This is a genomic window from Microcystis sp. BLCC-F209, from assembly GCF_041928595.1.
Classification (GTDB): Bacteria; Cyanobacteriota; Cyanobacteriia; order Cyanobacteriales; family Microcystaceae; genus Microcystis.
The window spans coordinates 1-19873 of record NZ_JBHFLL010000030.1 but is presented as its reverse complement, the minus strand read 5'-3'; the positions used below and the strand labels follow the sequence as shown (position 1 = coordinate 19873).

Sequence of the window (19873 nt, the reverse complement as noted above, 5' to 3'; positions counted from 1 at the left end):
CATAGGTTGGTTTGAGCGAAACAATACTTGGGGGAAAACGTATTAATTCAATTGAAAAAGCGAAACCCAACAACCTTAACGCTTACTGCTTAACTCTCAAAGTAATTGGCTGATAGCATTTTTCTTTATTCGTGGCAGGCATCCTACTCGCCTCTTCCCTTCGCCGGACCGGGGTTGGGGGGAAGGGAAATTAACCATCTCTGCCATTACTTGAGAAAAATGGTATCAGTAGATTGACAAAAATTGAGCTGCAGCCTCGGTTCTGATCACCGATCACTGAAATCGCCAAAATTAAGCGACAATGTAAAGTAAGGTAAAACTTTCTGGACAAATTCTTAATTATGGTGTTATTCGGATTCGGAAAAAAAGTAACTTTGCCCACAGCAAGGGAAGCACTACCCGGGCGATCGGAAAAAATGCCCGTACCTAGCGGCCACTACGTTAACGGTCATCCTTTGCAGCCCCCCTTCCCTGGCGGTATGGAAAGTGCAATGTTCGGTTTAGGCTGTTTTTGGGGAGCAGAGCGCAAATTTTGGCAATTAGAAGGTGTTTACACCACGGCCGTGGGTTATGCGGCTGGTATCACCCCTAATCCCACCTATCAGGAAGTGTGTACAGGCATGACTGGGCATAATGAAGTGGTCTTAGTGGTCTATGATCCCAGTGTGATTTCCTACGAACAACTGTTAAAGGTTTTCTGGGAAAGTCATAATCCCACCCAAGGAATGCGTCAGGGTAATGATACGGGAACTCAGTATCGATCGGGTATCTATACCTATAGTCCCCAGCAAAAGCAATTAGCGGAAAAATCTCGATCGATCTATCAAGAAGCTCTCAATAAAGCGAACTACGGTCAGATTACCACGGAAATTCTCGACGCACCTGAATTTTATTATGCTGAAGTTTATCATCAGCAGTATTTAGCGAAAAACCCCGGCGGTTACTGCGGTTTAGGGGGAACGAAAGTGGAATGTCCGATCGCTCTTGATCTGAAGTTAAATTAAGTAGGGTTAGGAGTCAGTGATCAGTTATCAGTTATCAGTTATCATTCATAATTCATAATTCATAATTCATAATTCATAATTCATAATTCATAATTCATAATTCATCATTCATAATTCATAATTCATAATTCATAATTCATAATTCATCATTCATAATTCATCATTCATCATTCATCATTCATCATTCATCATTCATAATTCATAATTCATAATTCATAATTTAGATCATAAAATATCTTTTCTTTTTTGCCACCAATAGGTAAGGAGAAAATAAATAAGAGAATGAAGAATTAATACTCCCCAATTCAATAACAAATTATTGATAGATAATTGATAAACTTGATTGGCATCCTCAAAGGGTAAAGGGAAATTAAAACTATTTTGTTCTTTCGCTTCTGCAATCATAGCTTCCACCTCTACTAATACACCGTAGGCAGCAATTGACCAGCGACTAATCATCAACCATGATAGATATTTTCCCAGATATTCTAAGTTAAATAATACCCCAGCAAAGATAATCTGAGGGATTAAAATTAAAGGTAAGGCACTATTTGCTTGGGTGATATTACTAACGCCAGCAGAAATTAATAAACCGAGATTAATCGCCGCAAATATAGTTAAAAATGTGGTAATAAAACAGCCAATTAACCAAGTCATTAACTCCGGTTGCGGGTCAGTAAATCCCCAAAATATCACGCAGTTAATGACAATTGTTTGCAGAAAGGCCAAGGCTGCTAAAACCAGACTTTTTGACAATAAATAGGGTAATAATCCCAGATTAACTAATCTTTCTCGCCGATAAATTGGCGATTCTTTGACAATTTCCTGTAGGGAACAGGCAAAACCTACCCACAATTGCGCGCAGGTAAAAACAAAGAGAGTTTTTAAGGCTAAAGGTGCGGATTGGATAGCCTGCTCAAAACTGGGATTATCCCCCAAAAATAAAGGATTTTCGTCCCCTAAAACCATGGCCATTAATAAAATTCCGATCGGGGCGGTTAATAGGGATAAAATTAAACTAACCTGATCGCGGATAATTAATTGGCTATAGCGTTGACATAAAACCTGTAGTTGTAGCCAAAAAGACTGTTGAACCTGTTGCGGTTTACTCTTATTTTGCTGAAATACTTTACCTATTCTTGCTTCAATATTATTTTTGTAGTAGTTGGATTGTTGGAAACGTTGGCATTCTTGCTCAACTTTTTCGCTAGTTTCCAGATGAATATAAATATCGGCAAAATCCCCCTGAGGTAAAGAGAAAAAATTTAAGGCCTCCCCCGGAGAACCAAAATAACATAAATTGCCCCCTTGACCGAGAAAAACTAATCGATCGCAGAGATTGATATTATTAGTAGCATGGGTGACTAGGAGAATTGTTCTGCCTTCTTTGGCCAATTTTGCCAGCAGTTCCATCATCTTTTTATCTAAACCGGGGTCTAATCCCGAGGTGGGTTCATCTAAAAAGAATAATTTGGGATTGGCTAATAATTCTACCGCAATACTCACCCTTTTTAACTGACCACCACTTAAGTCTCTGACTAAAGTATTTCTTCTTGCTAACAATTCCACCTGCTGCAGGGTTTTCTCGATCACTTCTTGGCAATTAATATCCGGAGGTAGCCTTAATTTAGAGGCATAATATAACACTTCTCCCACAGTTAAATCCCTGTGAACGATATCGTATTGGGGAACATAACCGATTTGGGTGCGATAGATATTAAAATTCTGGCGCAGCTCTTCCCCATTCAGATAAACTGTCCCGGAGGTGGTGGGTTCAATTCCTAATAAAGTCTTTAATAAAGTCGATTTTCCCGCACCACTTCCCCCGACAATCGCCACTAATTGACTCGGTTCGATCGGCAAGGAGATATGATTGAGAATTATCAAGGGTTGTTTCTTTTTATCCCGCACCATCCTGACGATATTTTCGGCATCTAGACGGATATTATCCCCCGTATCTAATAAAACTAATTCATCTCCCTGCAAACAAAAACTATAGGGGCCGATTCTCACCGTACAACCGTTGGTTAAAATGGCACTACCCGATACTTTTTGTCCGTCGATAAAGACTCCATTGGTGCTTTGGTCGTGGAGAATATAACGATTTTGGTTATCGCTGTCGATAATCGCGTGTTGTCGGGAAATTGTCGGCGCGTCTAAAACCACAGTCGCAGCATTATCTCGTCCTAAAACTACACTGCGATGGCCTAGGGAAACCGATTTAAAAGCTAAAGGGGGGCTTTTTACCAGTTGGTTAGGATGATAATAGGTAATCTTGACCGAATTTTTGGCATCTTGACCGATATTAATCTCATCCCCATTTTGTAAAAGATGGCCCTCTTTGGGGGTAATGACGCGATTGTTGATAAAAAGTTGATTGGAACTAGGATTAGTTCCGTCTCCATCGTAGATATAGTAATCATCTCCCTGACGACGAAAACAAGCTTGGACTCGACTCACCACCGTCCAGTGTGGGGGAACAACTAAATCCACCTGTTGATCATCCCGTCCCAATTTATAATTAGGACGACTCAGATTAATAGAAGGGAGAATTTCTCCCTGATTGTTAAGAATAATGTAGGGTTCTTGACTAATAACCGTTTTAATGTTGGGAGAATTGGTCATAAAAATTCGATCGGTAGATGGCGTTCGCGGGGGACGGTAAGAAGCTAAGATAGAATTAAGGTCTCGATCGCTACTGTTAACCTCAGAGTCTGGAACGAACTCTAGAGATCATCTTAGTAAAACTTCTTAGGATCGATCGAGCTTGTCTAAATTCCTATTCCTAAGACCTATCCACAGGTTATCGTGCTGTTAGACGATGGTTACAACTCCTATTTCTCCTACCGCCAAGGTTTCTAAAGTCGAAGGTATCAAAGAACGCAGTAATTATCTACGAGAACCTTTGGCCAGTGAACTCCTCGAAGATACAACTCATTTTACCGATGCGGCGGTGCAGATCCTCAAGTTTCACGGTTCCTATCAACAGCATAATCGCGACAATAGAACCAAAGGTCAAGAAAAAGACTATCAAATGATGTTGCGTACCCGCAGTCCGGGGGGGTTTATTCCCGCGCAACTATATCTTACCCTCGATAGTTTGTCCGATCGCTATGGTAACGGCACTTTACGGGTGACAACCCGCCAAGGCTTCCAATTACACGGCATTTTAAAGAAAAATCTCAAAGCTACCCTCGGGGAAATTATTCGCAGTATGGGATCCACTTTAGCGGCCTGTGGTGATGTTAACCGCAATGTCACCGCACCGCCAGCCCCCTACAAAAATCGCCCCGAATACGGCTATGCTTGGGAATATGCCAATAATATCGCCGATTTGCTCAGTCCCCAAACTGGAGCCTACTACGAAATTTGGCTCGATGGCGAAAAAGTTATCAGTGCAGAAGAAGCCCCAGAAGTCAAGGCATCGAGACAAAAAGATACAAATGGGATTAACAAAAACGATCCCATCGAACCGATCTACGGTCAACATTATATGCCCCGTAAGTTCAAGATCGGTGTCACCGTACCCGGAGACAACTCCATCGATATCTACACCAATGACCTCGGTTTGGTGGTGATTACCGATGCAAACGGGGAATTGCGAGGTTTTAACATCCTTGCGGGGGGTGGACTGGGAAGGACCCACAATAAGGAGGAAACTTTCCCCAGAATGGCCGATCCGATCGGTTATGTGGACAAAGAAGAGGTGTACGATCTGGTAAAAGCGATCGTGGCAACCCAAAGGGATTACGGTGATCGCGGCGAGCGTCGTCATGCGAGAATGAAATATATCCTCGAAGAATGGGGAGTAGAAAAATTCCGCAGCACTGTTGAGGGTTATTTCGGTCAAAAAATTGCCCCCTACCAACCCCTCCCCGACTGGAAATATCAAGACTTTTTGGGATGGAATGAACAGGGAGACGGAAAATTATTTTTTGGTCTTTCTGTGGAGAATGGCCGGGTCAAAAATGAAGGCAGTTTTCAGCTAAAAACCGCCTTAAAAGTGATTATCGAGCGTTTTCAGTTACCCATGCGCTTGACGGCTAACCACAATATCATTCTCTACGACATCGAACCCCAGGATCAACAAGCGATCGAGGCGATCCTGAAAGAACACGGAATTGTCACCAATCCCGCCGAAATTGACCCTTTAACCCGTTATGCCATGGCCTGTCCCGCTTGGCCTACCTGTGGATTAGCGATTACTGAGTCAGAAAGAATTTTACCCAGCGTGATTGAACGCATTCGCGCCCTGCTTAATCGCTTAGGATTAAGCAAAGAGGAATTTGTCATCCGCATGACAGGATGTCCTAATGGCTGCGCGCGTCCCTATATGGCAGAATTAGGATTTGTGGGTAGCGCTCCCAATTCCTACCAACTCTGGTTAGGGGGAACAGCCGATCAAACTCGACTAGCGCGCCCCTATTTGGATAAAATGGCGATCGATGATCTAGAAAAGGTCTTAGAACCGATTTTTGTTTACTTCCAACAGGATCAACAAAATAACGAAACCTTCGGAGAATTCTGTCATCGAGTCAATTTCCCTGCTTTACAAGCATTTTCAGCCACCTACACACCTAAAATGACCGAAACTACTACCACTGAATCAAAACCCAAACGCGTGCGTAAAAATCAAAACCGTGTCAGCGTCCCCGATGATATGTTTGTCCGTCTCAAGGAAGCTTCGGAAACGGAAAAACGGCCGATGAATCAAATCATCAATGAGGCGCTAGAGGCCTATTTCAGCCAAAAATCCTAAGTTATCAAGGTGGGACTTAACCCACCTTTTTTTAATTAGTATATTCATAGGGTCGGTCTGTCGAAAAAATCATCGTCCATCACATCATCTTGGTTACGCGATATGGTGCAACACTTGGGGCAGTTTCTCAACCCTCAAGGGGGAAGTATAGAGGAATATCAGGAGTTTTTATCAGAAGTCTTACAAGCAGAATATGACAGTAATAGCGATCCTACGGTGGTTTATCCTATCCTACAACGCGGTCAACATCTGTTAGATGATATCTTTGCCCAACTGTTGCAACAATGGGCTAGATATAGGTTTTCTCAAGGGAAACCAGAAGAAGTGGCGGGTATTGTCGGGGTGATTCAGAATTTATGTGTTGATATTCAAAATTTTCCCTTGGGAAGTCGGGCTAATAATCCAGAAATCGCTATTACAGGCTATCAAACGGTTTTAGAAGTCTGTACCCGTGATGCTTTTCCTTATGAATGGGCAAGCGTACAAAATAATCTGGGGAATGCTTATAATAAGCGCATCAGAGGGGAAAGGGCAGAAAATTTAGAGTTAGCTATTGTTGCTTATAACCAGTCTTTAGAAGTCTGTACCCGTGATGCTTTTCCTTATGAATGGGCAAGGATACAAAATAATCTGGGTGCTGCTTATAGTCAACGCATCAGAGGGGAAAGGGCAGAAAATTTAGAGTTAGCTATTGTTGCTTATAACCTGTCTTTAGAAGTCTATACCCGTGATGCTTTTCCTTATGAATGGGCAAGGACACAAAATAATCTGGGGAATGCTTATAGACATCGCATCAAAGGGGAAAGAGCAGATAATCTAGAGTTAGCTATTGTTGCTTACAACCAGTCTTTAGAAGTGTTGACCCGTGATGCTTTTCCTCAAGATTGGGCAGTAACACAAAATAATTTAGGTAATGCTTACAGTAAACGAATTAGAGGGAATAAAGCCGAGAATATCGAAAATGCAATTGTCTGTTATCAAGAAGCCTTACAAATTTATACCCGTCAAGCCTTTCCAAGAGATTGGGCAGAGACACAATATAATTTAGCCAATACTCTCAGAGAACGATTTAAACTTCTTGGTAAAGTGGCAGACATTCAACAAGCAATTAACTCTTATAAACAAGCTGGAGAAATTATTGAAAAAACCGAAGACAAAACCTTATATTTTAACTATTCCTATCAATTAGGAAAAGCTTTATTTGAGGGTGGATATTATACAGAAGCTATTGAACACTTAGAAAGCTGTCAGCAACTTTATCAAAAACAAAAGGATATTAGTAGTTTGGCTCCAATTTTATTGGAACTTGCCCGTCTCTATCATCGCACTGGTAGGCTCGAACAGGCAAGACTTTATTTTAAAGATTCTTTACGTCTATTCCGTCGTTTAGGTGATCAAGATAATGTGGCTTCTGTGACAACTGCACTGGGCAATCTAGAAATACAAATTGGCAAGATTTCCCAAGCTTGTAGTCATTTAAAAGAAGCACAAACATATTATCAAGAAAACAATGATAAGGAACGACTAGAGGAAATTAATCATCTACTAAAAATTCTACAATCTGCTTAAAATGACAAGACTCAGCCGTTATCAATCAACTCTCAAAAAATGGGGACTGATAGAAAATCCTTTTCGACCAACTCCCCCCGATGATCGCAAAAAATTAGCAAAGATTTTTTATGGACGAGATCAAGTTTTAGATATAGTTATTCCGACCCTAAGTAGGTAGGCACAATTATTTGTAGGATGGGTTAGCGGTAGCGTAACCCATGCGGGCGTTGGGTTTCATGCTTCAACCCAACCTACGTTCATTTTATATTTAATTCCACCCACCTACTTATATGAAGGACGTAATATCCTAGTTAGGGGAGCTTGGGGTATTGGTAAAACCGCCTTAATTTTTAATTTAATTAACCAGTTACAACAGGAAGTTAACCAATTAAATGAAAAAATGTTATTGCTTTATATTAGCAGTATTCCTGGGGAAAGTTCCACGGAATTTTATCGTGCTTTATTATTAGCTGTAGCCGATAGTTTAGCGGATAGTGATCAAGAATCAAGAGACATTGCTAATACGCTTTTAGGGTATTCTATCCAACGCAATAAAACCACTATCGAAGGGCAAGTTAAATTAGGCTTTTTATCCTTTGGAAGACGACAAGAAGTTCCTGCAAATTCAGTCACTCCCACAGATAAAATTGATCCCTATCCTTTACTCATTCGTTTATTAAATAGAGCCGAAGAAATTTATTCTCGTATTGTTATTGCCATTGATGATTTTGACAAAAAAGACCCCATTGTTGTCCAAACAATTTTAGAAAGTAGTTTAGATTTATTTCGGATGGGAAAACATCGAGGATTTATCATGACAGGAAGAGGCTTTACCGAGCTTCAAGAAGCAACCTTAAAAGCCCTTGGTATCTTTTCTGAAGATATTCCCCTTGAACCCATGAGTCAAGATGATTTACGTCACATTGCTATTAATTATCTTAATAGTGCCAGAAACGAACAGCGAAATGATACCTATCCTTTCACAGAGGAAGTCATCAATTTAATTACGGGTTACGCTCAAGGAATTCCTCGAGAACTGAATACTATCTGTGAAAAAGTATTACGGCAAGCTGCTTCAGAAGGATATGAAATTATTGATGAAACTGCTTTTTATTCAATTTGGCAAATCCTTCAAGAACACTTTACTTATTCCTTACGTCCTGAGTTTCGTCATTTATTATACGTTGCTCATCAAGCCGGTGGCATTAGTGAGAATATTTCTGATCAAACTTTGGCTAAACTTGATGCTATAACCTTTGTTGCTCTCTTGCCCCAACTTAAATCGATGGAAGAACAAGGATTATTAATTCGTCAAGAAGATCAAAGCGGTTTTCGTTTTGTTCCTTCCCAATTATTTCAACCTAAGTTACCCCCTGAGTCTCAGTCTGAGTAAATAATAAATAGCTCCTTCGATGTACAAGGTGAGCGCATCTCAAACGCTATTAACAATTGAGATGGCAAATTCTCCTCAAATATGCCTGAATCGCTCTCTGGGTAAGCAACTCACATAAAGTTCATTTTGTCAAGGATCCTTAAGATGCGCTTACCCTGAAGTAGCTATAAGCTCACAGCCATTTTTTATTTAGGGTTGGCTGAATAAATGTGAAATATAGACGAGGTAAGGGGTTTGGGGGACTGTTTGGCCAAGCAGCTGCAAGATTTTCCAGCTAGTGGCTCAAAAACCTGGCATCTTGAGCGGCGATCGCGTCCTGTCGGGGCGAAGCATTTGGCATAACCTATCGCTGAAACCGTAGATTTTCTATCCGAATGCTTCGCCCTTACTTTTTCAGCAAACCCTATCTATCGGCCAACGGAATCAAGTGGCGAGCGATGGCCCATGACTTGCCAAGATGACAGAGCGTCTATAGCTATTTTTCGGGGTTGGAAAGGGGACGGTACTGATAGCATTTTTCAAAAGTAATGGCAGATATGGTTAATTGCCCTCACCCCCCAACTCCCCCTACCCTACCGATGTGGGGGGTTGGAGGGGCGCGAGAGGGGTGTAGAATGCCTGCCATGAATAAAGAAAAATGGGATAACCTCATCCCTAAACCTTATTGCCGATTCCATCCAGGAATACTGTTAGGAAGTGAAAATTTATGTCACAATGACTCTATAAGGGCGATTTTTTAGTGATCGCCGAGGCCGTCTATTAATCGAATCGATGTCTTTGAAGAACGTAGCCCCAAACCGGAAACCTGACTTTCCTTTCCCATTCTTGCCACTGATAGCGGAATTTTTCTCCCTTTTGTGTTATCCGCGGGAATTTTTGAGCTATTGCTGAGATTGGCATTTTGTCACTTCCCGTTAGTTGAATTCAACAAAAGAAGCTGTTTAGGAGCAATTTATGTTACACCGCAAGATTTATCAATTCTGTATGGATGGTCAGGAAGTCTGCATTTTCTTGCGCGATCAGCAAAGATGGATTGATAATGCTCGTATTATCGATCTAGAAAGCGATCTCGTCACCATTCGCTACGAAACAGAGGAAGAAGACGAAATTAGTTCTTGGGAAGAAATGGTGCGTTTAGAAAGTATCGGTGCGGTGAGCAGAAAACTGGCATCGGTGTCGCGGACGAATCCTGATATTAATGTCTCGGAAGATTGTCCGGAAGCAGAACAACTTTATCCCCATTCTCCCGATAGCTTAGATTAATTTTGTCGATTTAAATTACAGTGGCTAGAAGTCCCGAGGTTTGAACAGTAGCCAAGGGACTTTTAGGGAATGGAAGGGAAGAGAGCCGCTAAGAATCACCACTTGTTCTAAAATTATCGTCAAAGCCGTCAGATTTTCTCTATTATCAGCTGCAGGAGCAAAATGAATTCTAATCCCTACTTCGCTGGCAAGGATATCTATCAAAAATTTGTGGCAGTAGTAATAATTTTAATTAGTTGTTGGTTAGTAACTTTTCCCGCCTTCGCTGGCTCTGCCCCTCTAGAAGTTAAAATTAGTCTAGGCTCCGGGCAAGGAGAATTAAAATTCTTTCCTAGTCAACTAGACTTTATTGCTGGACAAAAATACAAATTAATCCTCGATAATCCCAGTCCCACTAAACATTATTTTACCGCTAAAGACTTCGCTGATGCTAGTTGGACTCAGAAAGTTGAAGCGGGAAAAGTGGAGATTAAAGGGGCAATTCACGAACTAGAATTAAAACCTAATGCACAGGCAGAATGGGTAATAGTTCCACTCAAAACCGGTAAGTATAAATTAATCTGTACTATTCCGGGTCATGCCGAAGCGGGAATGGTGGGAGAAATTGCCATTAATAACCCATGAATTTAAGAAAAATTGTCTCCTTTGCTTTCCTATTATTTATTCCCCTATCGGTGGTCGCTAGTCGTCTTAATTGGGGAGATCAAGCTATTTTTATCACTGCCGCTTTATCGATTATTCCCCTGTCAATTTGGTTAAGTACGTCTGTGGAAAGAGTTGCCGTAGTCACTGGGCCAACTTTGGGAGGATTAGTTAATGCTATCTTTGGCAATACTACCACTTTAGTTATTGCCTTAATTGCCCTAAAAAAAGGCTTGGTGGACATCGTACAAGCCAGTATTACCGGTAGTATTCTCAGCGATTTATTATTATTTATGGGCATGGGAATGCTCACGGGAGGAATTCGCTACAAAGAGCAGGAATTTAAACCGATTTTAGCGCGGGTAAATGGTTCTTCTATGACTTTAGCAGTAATAGCGATCGCTTTACCAACTTTAGTAATATATACTTCTAAGGTGGTGGAAGTTGCCGATATTCTCCGTCTTTCCCTAGTCACCGCCACGGTTTTATTAATAGTTTACGGGTTAACCTTATTATTTTCCCTGAAAACCCATAGCTATCTCTACGAAGTGGGATTAAGTAACGAAAATACCCCCGACAATCAGGTTAGTGAGGAAGAAAAAGCTCAAGTCTGGATTTGGTTACTTGTGCTGCTTACTTCCACTGTAGCTGTAGCCTATGAGTCGGATTTATTTGTTGATGTAGTGGAATCGGTGATGGAAGGATTTAATCTCACTCCTCTCTTTATCGGGGTAATTTTTATTCCTTTAATTAGCGATGTTTCTGGAATAGTTACCGTCACTCAATTAGCCCTAAAAAATCAGATGGATTTAACGGTTTCCGTGGCTATGGGTGATAGTTTATTGGTGGCTTTATTCGTGGCACCTTTATTAGTTTTTATCGGTCAATTTTGGCAGCAACCGATGGATTTAAATTTTAATCCCTTTAACGTGGTGGCTTTAATTGTGGCGGTGGTTGTCACTAATTTAATCAGCTTTACTGGTCGTTCCAATTGGTTAGATGGAACCCTATTACTAGCTACCTATTTAATCTTGGCAGTGGCTTTTTATTACCATCCCACCTAGCCAAAAAAGAGATTTCGGTATTTTATGAGATTTCTGTCTTAAAATGGATCGGTATCACCTTACTGCCGCAGGATTGCTGATGATGAAAAGAGGGTTTTGGTTTGTCGTCGGGTTAGTAGTAACGATAATTCTGCTTCCTTCCCTAGTTCTTTCTAATTCCATCGGTGAACAGGGAATTTATGCTGATCGCCTGCGGGCGGAACCCTATAATTTATTAGGGCGAAAAATTGCCATCGGTCAAGTGGAAATCGGCCGACCGGCTCAGTTCGGTTATGATAAAGTGGCAGCTTGGCAGCCTCCCTATAAATTAGCCGGTGTTTTTTTTCGCGATCAAATTGCCAAACCCAACACCTATCTAGATAATCACGCCGCTATGGTGGCAACGGTGATGGTCAGTGATGATAAAAAAATCCCCGGAGTGGCCCCAAAAGCGAGATTATATTCGGGGGCGGTGGGTTCTTTGCGACGCGGTGGACAACCGGAAGAATGTCTTACTAGCCAAAATATTGCCCGACAAAATAGCGGTGATGTGCGAGCGATTAACTTTAGTTTTGGGGAATCTTTGCAAAGAGATCAACGACAGGAACCAAAATTAGATGGTCAAGCTTTATTAACTCAATGTGTTGATTGGTCATCGCGAGTTGAGGATGTTCTTTATGTAATTGCCGGTAATCAAGGTAAGGGAGGAATTCCCATTCCCACCGATCATTTTAACGGCATTACTACCGCTTATACAGCCAAAAGAGAAGGAAAATTTACTAAAGTTGATTTTGCTAATATTAGTGCTTTGCCAGTGGGTATTGGTCGCAGTTTAATTAAACGGGAAATTAATGATGGTTCGCGGCGGTCAATTAATTTAGTTGCCCCCGGCAATAAAATAGAGCTTTATGACCTCAAAGGTAAATTAAATACTGTTAGTGGCACCAGTTTCGCCGCCCCTCATATTACAGCATCCGTGGCACTTTTACAAGAATACGGCGATCAACAAATTAATCAAAAAAATCCCCATTGGAGTCTCGATTCTCGTCATCATCAAGTGATGAAGGCAGTGATGCTTAATGCTGCCGACAAAATTAAAGATACGGGCGATGGGTTACGGTTGGGTATGAGACGGACGGTCTTAACTAAAGACCAAAAAACTTGGTTAGAGTCCGATGCTTATAAAGACCCGAAAATTCCTTTAGATATGCAGATGGGGACGGGACATCTTAACACTTTTCGCGCCTACCAACAGTTTAGTAATGGTCAATGGTCGGCCGCAGAATCTATTCCTGCCATTGGTTGGGATTACAATACAGTTACCGCTAATAGTTATCAAGATTATGCCCTAGAGAAGCCCTTAAAAGCTAACAGTTTTGTTTCGATAACTTTAGCTTGGGATCGTTTGGTAGAACTAATCGATACTAATCGCAATAACCTCTATGATCTCGATGAAAGTTTCCGGGATCGCAGCCTGAATAATTTAGATGTTTATCTTTTACCTGCCCAGGAGGATAATAATACTAAATACACCTGTGCTTCCCTGAGTGATAGTGATAGTTTAGAGCATATTTTTTGTCCTGTACCTATCTCTGGAAACTATAAAATTCGGGTTCAATATCGTCAACAAGTTAACGAAAAAGAACAGGCTTTTGCTCTTGCTTGGTGGACGGTTCCCGAATAATAAAAATGATAGTAAGTAGGTAGGTGTTAAAAGTTGTCAGATACCCCCCTTATCAAGGGGGGCAGGGGGGATCGAAGGCAAAATCTATCTTCTATTTAATTAAAACCACTTACTTAAATCCTGTTTAAAAAGTATAGGGGAGTGAGAAGATGGTAGCGAGTTTTTCAAGTTCGATTGGCAGTTAATTGTACTATCTCTGAGAGACACCTCGTTTTCTTTTCGGGATAACATCGTCAGAGATTCCCCAATAGTTTGATGCCTGAGACATATTATACAGCAATAAGTCTTCGGGCATTTTTTCTAAAATAACTCGGTTGAGATTAGCGGGATTGATATTCATTGCTCCCATCACAGAAGAGCCAAGTTCTTTCGATAATAGCGGAATAACCGCATTACCAATCTCACGAAAACCATGCCATATTGTGCGGTGAAACTGAAACCAATCGGGGAATGTATGTAATCTGGCGGCTTCTCGTACAGTAATACAACGAGGAACAGAATAGTGAATGGGTCTAGGAGCAGTATAGGCCCCTTTATCACTATTAGTTCCGGCCCGGAGAGTATTACATAAACCAGTGGGAGAAAGCTTTAAAAAGCGACTTTTTGGCTCCACTGTACCCGGTTCGGTTACGATAAATCTATCAATTGATGCTTGGGTATGAACTGAGCCTATATGTCCATAGATTTTTGTATCTACTGTTCTTTGATGGCAAAGTTTAAAAATATCCCCTGGCTGCACTGAATATTTTTTCCTCTTACCACTATAATCTAATTTTGATGCAGGTATGCCTAAATCAGTATCGATAAAGGCTGGTATTAATTCTAAATCTGAAATCGCATCATGGACGCTGGTAAAAGCTGATTTTTTGGCTGAGTTTAAATCGACGGTCTTTGTCAAAGGATATTTAGCCATCGGAACGTCTTTTCGACTACCAATTAAGATTAATCTTCTGCGCTTTTGTGGTGCGCCATATTCACTGGCATCAAGGATTTTAATTGGCTGATTAATTGTATAGCCAATAGCTTCAAATTCAGAGATTAACTCCTCTAAAAATTGTTTATGTTTACCCGTAGCCATGCCGGGGACATTTTCAAAGATAAAATACTTGGGTTTAATTTCTGCTACAATCCGCAGATATTCAAATACAAGAGAATTTCTAGGATCATCTATTTGTCGTTTACCAATCAATGAAAAACCTTGGCAGGGGGGACCGCCGGCAATTAAACTAACATCGGTGGCATAGCCTTTTAGTTTTAATAATTCCCATATTTCTCTACTTGTTACTTTGGCTATATCCCGGCAAATAGTTTGACAATAGGGAAAGTTAAAATGATGAACCAAAGAATGGACTGCATCAAACTCCACCGCTACAGCAATATCAAATCCCGCCGCTTCTAGACCAAGAGACATCCCACCGCAGCCAGCAAATAAATCGATCGCAATTGGTCTATGTTTCACCTTGATGATTAGCTCTCTATTGTCTGCCTTTCATTATACTATATTTCTGATATAATTAACACTTTAAGTTTTATTAAGAGTGCAATTACTTGAGCAAGTTAGTAATCAATTGATCGACTTTCTCTAATTCTTGAATAATTTGTTTAACTCTCTCTAATTCGTCGGCAGGGTTAGGCGTTTTTTTCGTTTTTATTCCCGAAGAATGAGCGATTTCACCGCGTTCTTCTCCAAAAGTATCCATATTTAGTAACCAAACTTTATCTAAGTCATCACTATCGATGCCGATTGGTAAGAGTAATTTTAATAGGTTAGTTTCTTTAATCCCATGATTTTGATCGATAACTGATTTAAAACATCTAATCGCTATGTCAATTTTTTTAGTGATTTTTAGTTTATCTTCAGGCAGATTTTTCTTACCTTTAAGAGGAGTAAGGGTGTCGGGAGGAGCTTCCATTTCTTGACCAGAAAAAGCGATTACACATAACAAAACTCCACTAGCTTTACCTTGATTATCCCAGATTTTTTTTGCTGTCAGTACGGTATCCCAAACTCGATCTTCAAGATAAGATTCAATCTCAGCATGAGCAAAAACTCGATAGGCAAAAGTTAAAGCTAATTGTCTTTCAGAATATTCATTTATCTCGCTAAATTTACGACGTAGTAATTGTTTTTTTAGTCGATTCAATTCTTTGGTTAGTTGTCTAAATCTCAGAGATTTCGGCATAGTAAAAAAACTAACTATCTTAACCCCTTAAAAATAATACGATTGTCTTCCATCTGAGGAATATTGAAGTTAATATCTAATACTTTTGATAAAGCTTGACCCCATAAATGAAAACGATTGTAAGTTGCTCTAATACTTTTAGTAGTTTTTTCTACTGAGTTCCTAAATTCATTGTCAGGGTTAGATAATAATTCTTTAAAAGCATTTTCTATCTGTTCTTTGTTTTTCTCGGCAGCTGCTCTAATTAGATCATCGCAAAAGTAAAAAACCATCACATCTAAAATTGCTCGATTGAACTGACTTCGATACTTTCCTTCTTTATATAACCAGAGACGAGAAAAGTTTTTCTCTCCAAAAATATTAATTGTTGTTTGGACAGCTTTTTCAAATTGATCAACAACATTGATAATTTCATCTGAGCGTTTTTCCCATTCTTGATTGAAATTTTGACAGGTTTTATCTAGAAGTATCTTAACATCACCGCGATAATCGGATAAATAATAATGAAAAGCTAAATAACGCAATAGTATATCAGTGTCGCGCATCCGGAAATCGGGATAGGAAGATTTAAATATTTTCTTTAATGCTTGACTTTCGATCGCTCGATCATCTAAAAAATTAATAAAACCCCCTGGGTGTAATGCTTGTCTTAATTCTTGAGAAGACAAAGGGGTATTTTCCACATTGAGACGCAGAAAAATTTTATGGAGGAAACTCTCCGTTTTCCAATTACGGATAACAATCGTGCGGATAGTTTGATTATCCAGTTGGTCTAAGAAATCATTCAAATTGAAGTCATTTTTTAGATCCTGATATTGGCAGCCATTGAGATTATCTAGAAATTCTAAATCTTTTAAAGTAAAACTATTATTAGGTGTGGCACTGTCACCATAAAACTGTAAAATTGTTAGTAGGCGTTGTTTGCCATCAAGAACGATAAATTTACCTTTTTCCTTATTATTAGTAGCTAAGACAATCAGTGGGACTGGAAACCCTAGAATTAGGGATTCAATAAATCGACTTTTACGAGTAATATTCCAAGCATCTCGTCTTTGAAAGCGCGGATTGAGTTGAATATTTTCTCGAATTAATTGATCGCGGATCGTTGCGGTAGTCCAATCACTTCCAGCAACAACAGTCTCGGAGATTTCTTTGAGTTGTAGCTTTTTTTGGTTTGCTGATTCTCCTTCAATATCTTCTTCTTCTTCCGCAAAATCCACCGCTTCTATTTCTTCTAAAATCTCTAACTGTGTCATGGTAGTAATTAATCTCCTCAATTGTCTATTCTGCAAAAATCCCGCCCCAATATTTGGACGGGACTAACAATCAATCAATAATTCAATACTACTCCCATTCTATAGTTCCGGGGGGCTTAGAAGTAATATCATAAACCACGCGGTTAACTCCCTTAACTTCATTGACAATGCGATTAGAAATTGTCTCCAATAAATCATAGGGAACCCGCGACCAATCGGCAGTCATTCCGTCTTCACTGCTGACTAAACGTAGGACAATGGGATAAGCGTAGGTACGTTGATCTCCCATCACTCCCACACTGCGGACAGGCAATAAAACCGCGAAAGCTTGCCAGAAATCGTGATACATTCCCTGCTTATTAATCTCGTCGCGCACCACCCAATCTGCATCGCGCAAAATATTTAATTTATCTGCGGTCACTTCCCCTAAAATGCGAATCGCTAAACCGGGGCCGGGGAAAGGTTGACGACGAACAATTTCTTCCGGAAGACCGATCGATCGACCTAATTTTCTCACCTCATCCTTAAATAATTTTCGCAGGGGTTCGACTAATTTAAACCGGAGATTTTTCGGCAGTCCACCAACGTTATGATGACTTTTAATTTTAACCGCGACTCTTTCCCCGGTTTTGGGATCCACATTACTATCGGCCGATTCAATCACATCGGGATATAAAGTTCCTTGGGCCAGATAATCAAAGGGTCCCAAACGATTTGATTCTTCTTCAAACACCTGAATAAATTCATGGCCGATACGACGGCGCTTTTCTTCGGGATCCGTGACACCGGCCACTTGCGCTAAAAATCGCTTTCTAGCGTTGACATACTCGACTCTAATATGGAATTGCTCGTTAAATATCTGCATTAATCGTTCTGGTTCACCCTTACGCATGAATCCCTGATCGATAAACATACAGGTTAGTTGATCACCGATCGCTCGATGCAACAAGAATGCTAAGGTAGAGGAGTCCACACCGCCAGATAAAGCCAATAAAACTCGCTTATCGCCCACTTTTGCCCTAATTTCTCGGATCGATTCCTCGACAAAAGCTTCCGTGGTCCAAGTGGGTTCGCATTTGCAGATATGATAGACGAAATTCCGAATTAAGGCGATTCCTCCTACAGAATGGACAACTTCCGGGTGAAACTGCACTCCAAAGAGTTTTTTCCTGTGATCGGCAATGGCCGCACAATCGGTATTATCGGTATGAGCGAGAATTTCAAAACCCGATGGCAATTCCACGCAGGAATCTCCGTGACTCATCCAAGCGGTGGAACCGTCCTCGACATTGGTTAATAAATCGGTAGGATCGTTGATAAATAGGGATGCTTTGCCGTATTCGGCCCGTTTTGCCCGTTCTACCCTGCCCCCTAACTGCTGTACCATCAATTGCATCCCGTAGCAAACTCCGAGGATGGGTACACCTAAATTCCAAATTTCTGGATCACAGTGAGGCGCTCCAGGATCATAAACGGAATTGGGACCGCCCGAAAGAATTATTCCTTTCGGGTTGATTTGGGCCAATTGTTCGGCGCTGGTACGATAGGAGAGAACTTCCGAGTAAACATTGGTTTCCCGGATTCTGCGGGCGATTAATTCAGAATACTGGGAGCCAAAGTCAAGAATGATGATTATTTGACGATTAAGGCTATTAGTGAAGGACTCTGAGGGCAAAGTCTCTTGAGGGGTAGGAAGGGGGGTTTGAGTTGTCACTGCGATCAAAAAAAGAAACTGGCAGGAAAAGGTTAAAGATTTGTAAACTAAATCGGCTATTGTTCTGGAAATAAGCTACAATAGTGTGGCCTTATTAGTTTCATTTTTTAAGACTAAATAGGGCTTGCTGAATAAATGTGAAATGTAGGCAAAGTAAGGGTTTTGGGGCTTTACGAGCGAAACAGGTGCAAGATTTTGAGAGAATCGTCGTTCAAAACCTTGCGTCTTCATCGGCCCGCGTCCTGTAGGGGCGAAGCATTCGGGCAATAACCTATCGGTGAAACCGTAGATTTTCTATCCGAATGCTTCGCCCGTACTTTTTCAGCAAGCCCTAAATATTCCCACGATCATAGCACGGTCACTAGGGAGTGACTTGTAGATTTTGCAAAAATTTAAGGCCATTTTCGCTTTTGCTGATCAAAGAACGAGAGCGATCGAATAAAATACAACCGACCCCAAGATGACCGTTACTGTGGTTATAAACGTATTCTTGGCAACGGCGATCAATCGTATTAGCCATTTCTCCATAGATGCGTTCCACCCAATTATCGCCCGTTTGCCGGTCTAATTGACGCAGATATTCCAGACCGTTTTCGCTGGTGCTACTGTCAAAAATTTGCCGGAGATGGGGGGTAGCTAAACCCATTTTAGCGGCGTAGGCGGTGAGAATTTCCCGACGACCATCGGCCAGATGATGGTGAGTCTGAAAGATTCCCCCGGCAAGTTTAATTAATTTACCGTGATAACCAAACAAAAGAATTTCAGAGATTCCCTGTAATTGTGCCTCTAATAACATCGGCCCGATCCAATTGGCTGTTTTTACCAAAATATCAGGATTAATACCCATTTGAGGGGCTAAATCTAAGCCATTTTCCCCGATACAAAACACCAAGCGATCAAAACGAAGGGATAAATTTTTTAATTGCTCGCGAAAGATTTCCAACTGTCCGGGAGCGCTCAGGGGTTGGGAAATGCCAGTGGTACCCAACAAAGATAATCCCTCTACCACGCCAAAAGCGGCGTTAGAAGTCCTTGTGGCCAGTTTTTTGCCTTCTGGCAGGATAATCGTCACTTTGATGCTTTCTTGGGGCAGTAACAGGGGTCTGAGGTTTTCTTGCAGCAGACGCTGGGCATAACTATAAATAGCTGATTTTCCACCATTATCAACCTGTAGGCCGATTCCTTCGCCGCCTTGAATCTCTATCTCTTGATTACCCGTTTTTCTTTCTACTAACGCCCATATAGGGGTATTTCTAGTTAAATCTAAATTATCCCCCGGATCGCTGCGGGTGATGGCTAGGGCAGCATCGGGGTTCAGTCGGGCAACTTGTTCGATGGCAATTGTAACGGCTTCTGGCGGTTCTAAAAGATTAAAAGTAAC

15 protein-coding genes are annotated in these 19873 nt (G+C 40.9%); 9 read left to right on the top strand and 6 right to left on the bottom strand.

The window, feature by feature from the left end; all coding sequences use genetic code 11:
- Nucleotides 1-341 precede the first annotated feature (341 nt).
- Nucleotides 342-1004, top strand: a complete 663-nt coding sequence (gene msrA / locus ACE1AQ_RS02285) for a peptide-methionine (S)-S-oxide reductase MsrA (RefSeq protein WP_110543108.1) — start codon at nucleotides 342-344, stop codon at nucleotides 1002-1004.
- A gap of 225 nt (nucleotides 1005-1229) precedes the next feature.
- On the opposite strand, the gene ACE1AQ_RS02280 is transcribed toward msrA, so the two are convergent.
- Nucleotides 1230-3629, bottom strand: a complete 2400-nt coding sequence (locus ACE1AQ_RS02280) for an ATP-binding cassette domain-containing protein (RefSeq protein WP_110543105.1) — start codon at nucleotides 3627-3629, stop codon at nucleotides 1230-1232.
- Nucleotides 3630-3825: 196 nt separating this feature from the next.
- On the opposite strand from ACE1AQ_RS02280, the gene sir reads away from it, so the two are divergent.
- The 8 genes from sir to ACE1AQ_RS02240 all read left to right on the top strand — a co-directional run bounded on the left by sir (nucleotide 3826) and on the right by ACE1AQ_RS02240 (nucleotide 13339).
- Nucleotides 3826-5763, top strand: a complete 1938-nt coding sequence (gene sir, locus ACE1AQ_RS02275; RefSeq protein ID WP_008206117.1) for a sulfite reductase, ferredoxin dependent — start codon at nucleotides 3826-3828, stop codon at nucleotides 5761-5763.
- A gap of 102 nt (nucleotides 5764-5865) precedes the next feature.
- A complete protein-coding gene (locus ACE1AQ_RS02270) occupies nucleotides 5866-7332 on the top strand; it encodes a tetratricopeptide repeat protein (protein ID WP_374807776.1) in 1467 nt (488 codons plus the stop codon).
- Between the two features lies 1 nt (nucleotide 7333).
- Nucleotides 7334-7492 carry a hypothetical protein gene (locus tag ACE1AQ_RS02265; RefSeq protein WP_008205187.1) on the top strand — a complete coding sequence of 53 codons (159 nt, stop codon included), beginning with the start codon at nucleotides 7334-7336 and terminating at the stop codon, nucleotides 7490-7492.
- An 81-nt stretch (nucleotides 7493-7573) separates the two neighbouring features.
- A complete protein-coding gene (locus ACE1AQ_RS02260; RefSeq protein WP_371413452.1) occupies nucleotides 7574-8707 on the top strand; it encodes a P-loop NTPase fold protein in 1134 nt (377 codons plus the stop codon).
- Between the two features lie 954 nt (nucleotides 8708-9661).
- On the top strand, nucleotides 9662-9970 hold the full coding sequence (locus tag ACE1AQ_RS02255) for a DUF6679 family protein (RefSeq protein WP_002735547.1): 309 nt from the start codon (nucleotides 9662-9664) through the stop codon (nucleotides 9968-9970).
- A gap of 162 nt (nucleotides 9971-10132) precedes the next feature.
- Entirely contained in the window at nucleotides 10133-10594 is a 462-nt protein-coding gene (locus tag ACE1AQ_RS02250) for a cupredoxin domain-containing protein (protein WP_008206124.1), read from the top strand.
- Nucleotides 10591-11676 carry a calcium/proton exchanger gene (gene cax, locus ACE1AQ_RS02245; protein WP_110543098.1) on the top strand — a complete coding sequence of 362 codons (1086 nt, stop codon included), beginning with the start codon at nucleotides 10591-10593 and terminating at the stop codon, nucleotides 11674-11676. Before ACE1AQ_RS02250 ends, cax begins: the two co-directional genes overlap by 4 nt.
- Before the next feature lie 43 nt (nucleotides 11677-11719).
- On the top strand, nucleotides 11720-13339 hold the full coding sequence (locus ACE1AQ_RS02240; protein WP_110543096.1) for a S8 family serine peptidase: 1620 nt from the start codon (nucleotides 11720-11722) through the stop codon (nucleotides 13337-13339).
- Nucleotides 13340-13529: 190 nt separating this feature from the next.
- Here the strand turns inward: ACE1AQ_RS02240 and ACE1AQ_RS02235 are convergent, their stop codons facing one another.
- From ACE1AQ_RS02235 to cbiD, 5 genes are all read right to left on the bottom strand, one after another.
- Nucleotides 13530-14798, bottom strand: coding sequence for a DNA cytosine methyltransferase (locus tag ACE1AQ_RS02235; RefSeq protein WP_110543093.1), 1269 nt, complete (start codon nucleotides 14796-14798; stop codon nucleotides 13530-13532).
- 85 nt (nucleotides 14799-14883) lie between these two features.
- Nucleotides 14884-15522 carry a HEPN domain-containing protein gene (locus tag ACE1AQ_RS02230; RefSeq protein ID WP_110543091.1) on the bottom strand — a complete coding sequence of 213 codons (639 nt, stop codon included), beginning with the start codon at nucleotides 15520-15522 and terminating at the stop codon, nucleotides 14884-14886.
- Between the two features lie 14 nt (nucleotides 15523-15536).
- Nucleotides 15537-16778: a DUF262 domain-containing protein gene (locus tag ACE1AQ_RS02225; RefSeq protein ID WP_110543088.1), complete on the bottom strand. Its 1242-nt coding sequence runs from the start codon at nucleotides 16776-16778 to the stop codon at nucleotides 15537-15539.
- A gap of 88 nt (nucleotides 16779-16866) precedes the next feature.
- Nucleotides 16867-18492 (bottom strand): glutamine-hydrolyzing GMP synthase, encoded by a 1626-nt coding sequence (gene guaA / locus ACE1AQ_RS02220; RefSeq protein WP_374807771.1) that lies wholly within the window; start codon nucleotides 18490-18492, stop codon nucleotides 16867-16869.
- A gap of 361 nt (nucleotides 18493-18853) precedes the next feature.
- Nucleotides 18854-19873: cobalt-precorrin-5B (C(1))-methyltransferase CbiD (cbiD, locus tag ACE1AQ_RS02215; RefSeq protein WP_374807769.1), on the bottom strand; the 1020-nt coding region annotated here is incomplete at its 5' end.

Coding starts and splice junctions, on each gene's coding strand:
- cax (WP_110543098.1), top strand. CDS start 10,591: ATGAATTTAAGAAAAATTGTCTCCTTTGCTTTCCTATTATTTATTCCC.
- ACE1AQ_RS02280 (WP_110543105.1), bottom strand. CDS start 3,629: ATGACCAATTCTCCCAACATTAAAACGGTTATTAGTCAAGAACCCTAC.
- ACE1AQ_RS02230 (WP_110543091.1), bottom strand. CDS start 15,522: ATGCCGAAATCTCTGAGATTTAGACAACTAACCAAAGAATTGAATCGA.
- msrA (WP_110543108.1), top strand. CDS start 342: ATGGTGTTATTCGGATTCGGAAAAAAAGTAACTTTGCCCACAGCAAGG.
- ACE1AQ_RS02240 (WP_110543096.1), top strand. CDS start 11,720: ATGGATCGGTATCACCTTACTGCCGCAGGATTGCTGATGATGAAAAGA.
- ACE1AQ_RS02255 (WP_002735547.1), top strand. CDS start 9,662: ATGTTACACCGCAAGATTTATCAATTCTGTATGGATGGTCAGGAAGTC.
- sir (WP_008206117.1), top strand. CDS start 3,826: ATGGTTACAACTCCTATTTCTCCTACCGCCAAGGTTTCTAAAGTCGAA.
- ACE1AQ_RS02225 (WP_110543088.1), bottom strand. CDS start 16,778: ATGACACAGTTAGAGATTTTAGAAGAAATAGAAGCGGTGGATTTTGCG.
- ACE1AQ_RS02250 (WP_008206124.1), top strand. CDS start 10,133: ATGAATTCTAATCCCTACTTCGCTGGCAAGGATATCTATCAAAAATTT.
- ACE1AQ_RS02270 (WP_374807776.1), top strand. CDS start 5,866: ATGGTGCAACACTTGGGGCAGTTTCTCAACCCTCAAGGGGGAAGTATA.
- ACE1AQ_RS02265 (WP_008205187.1), top strand. CDS start 7,334: ATGACAAGACTCAGCCGTTATCAATCAACTCTCAAAAAATGGGGACTG.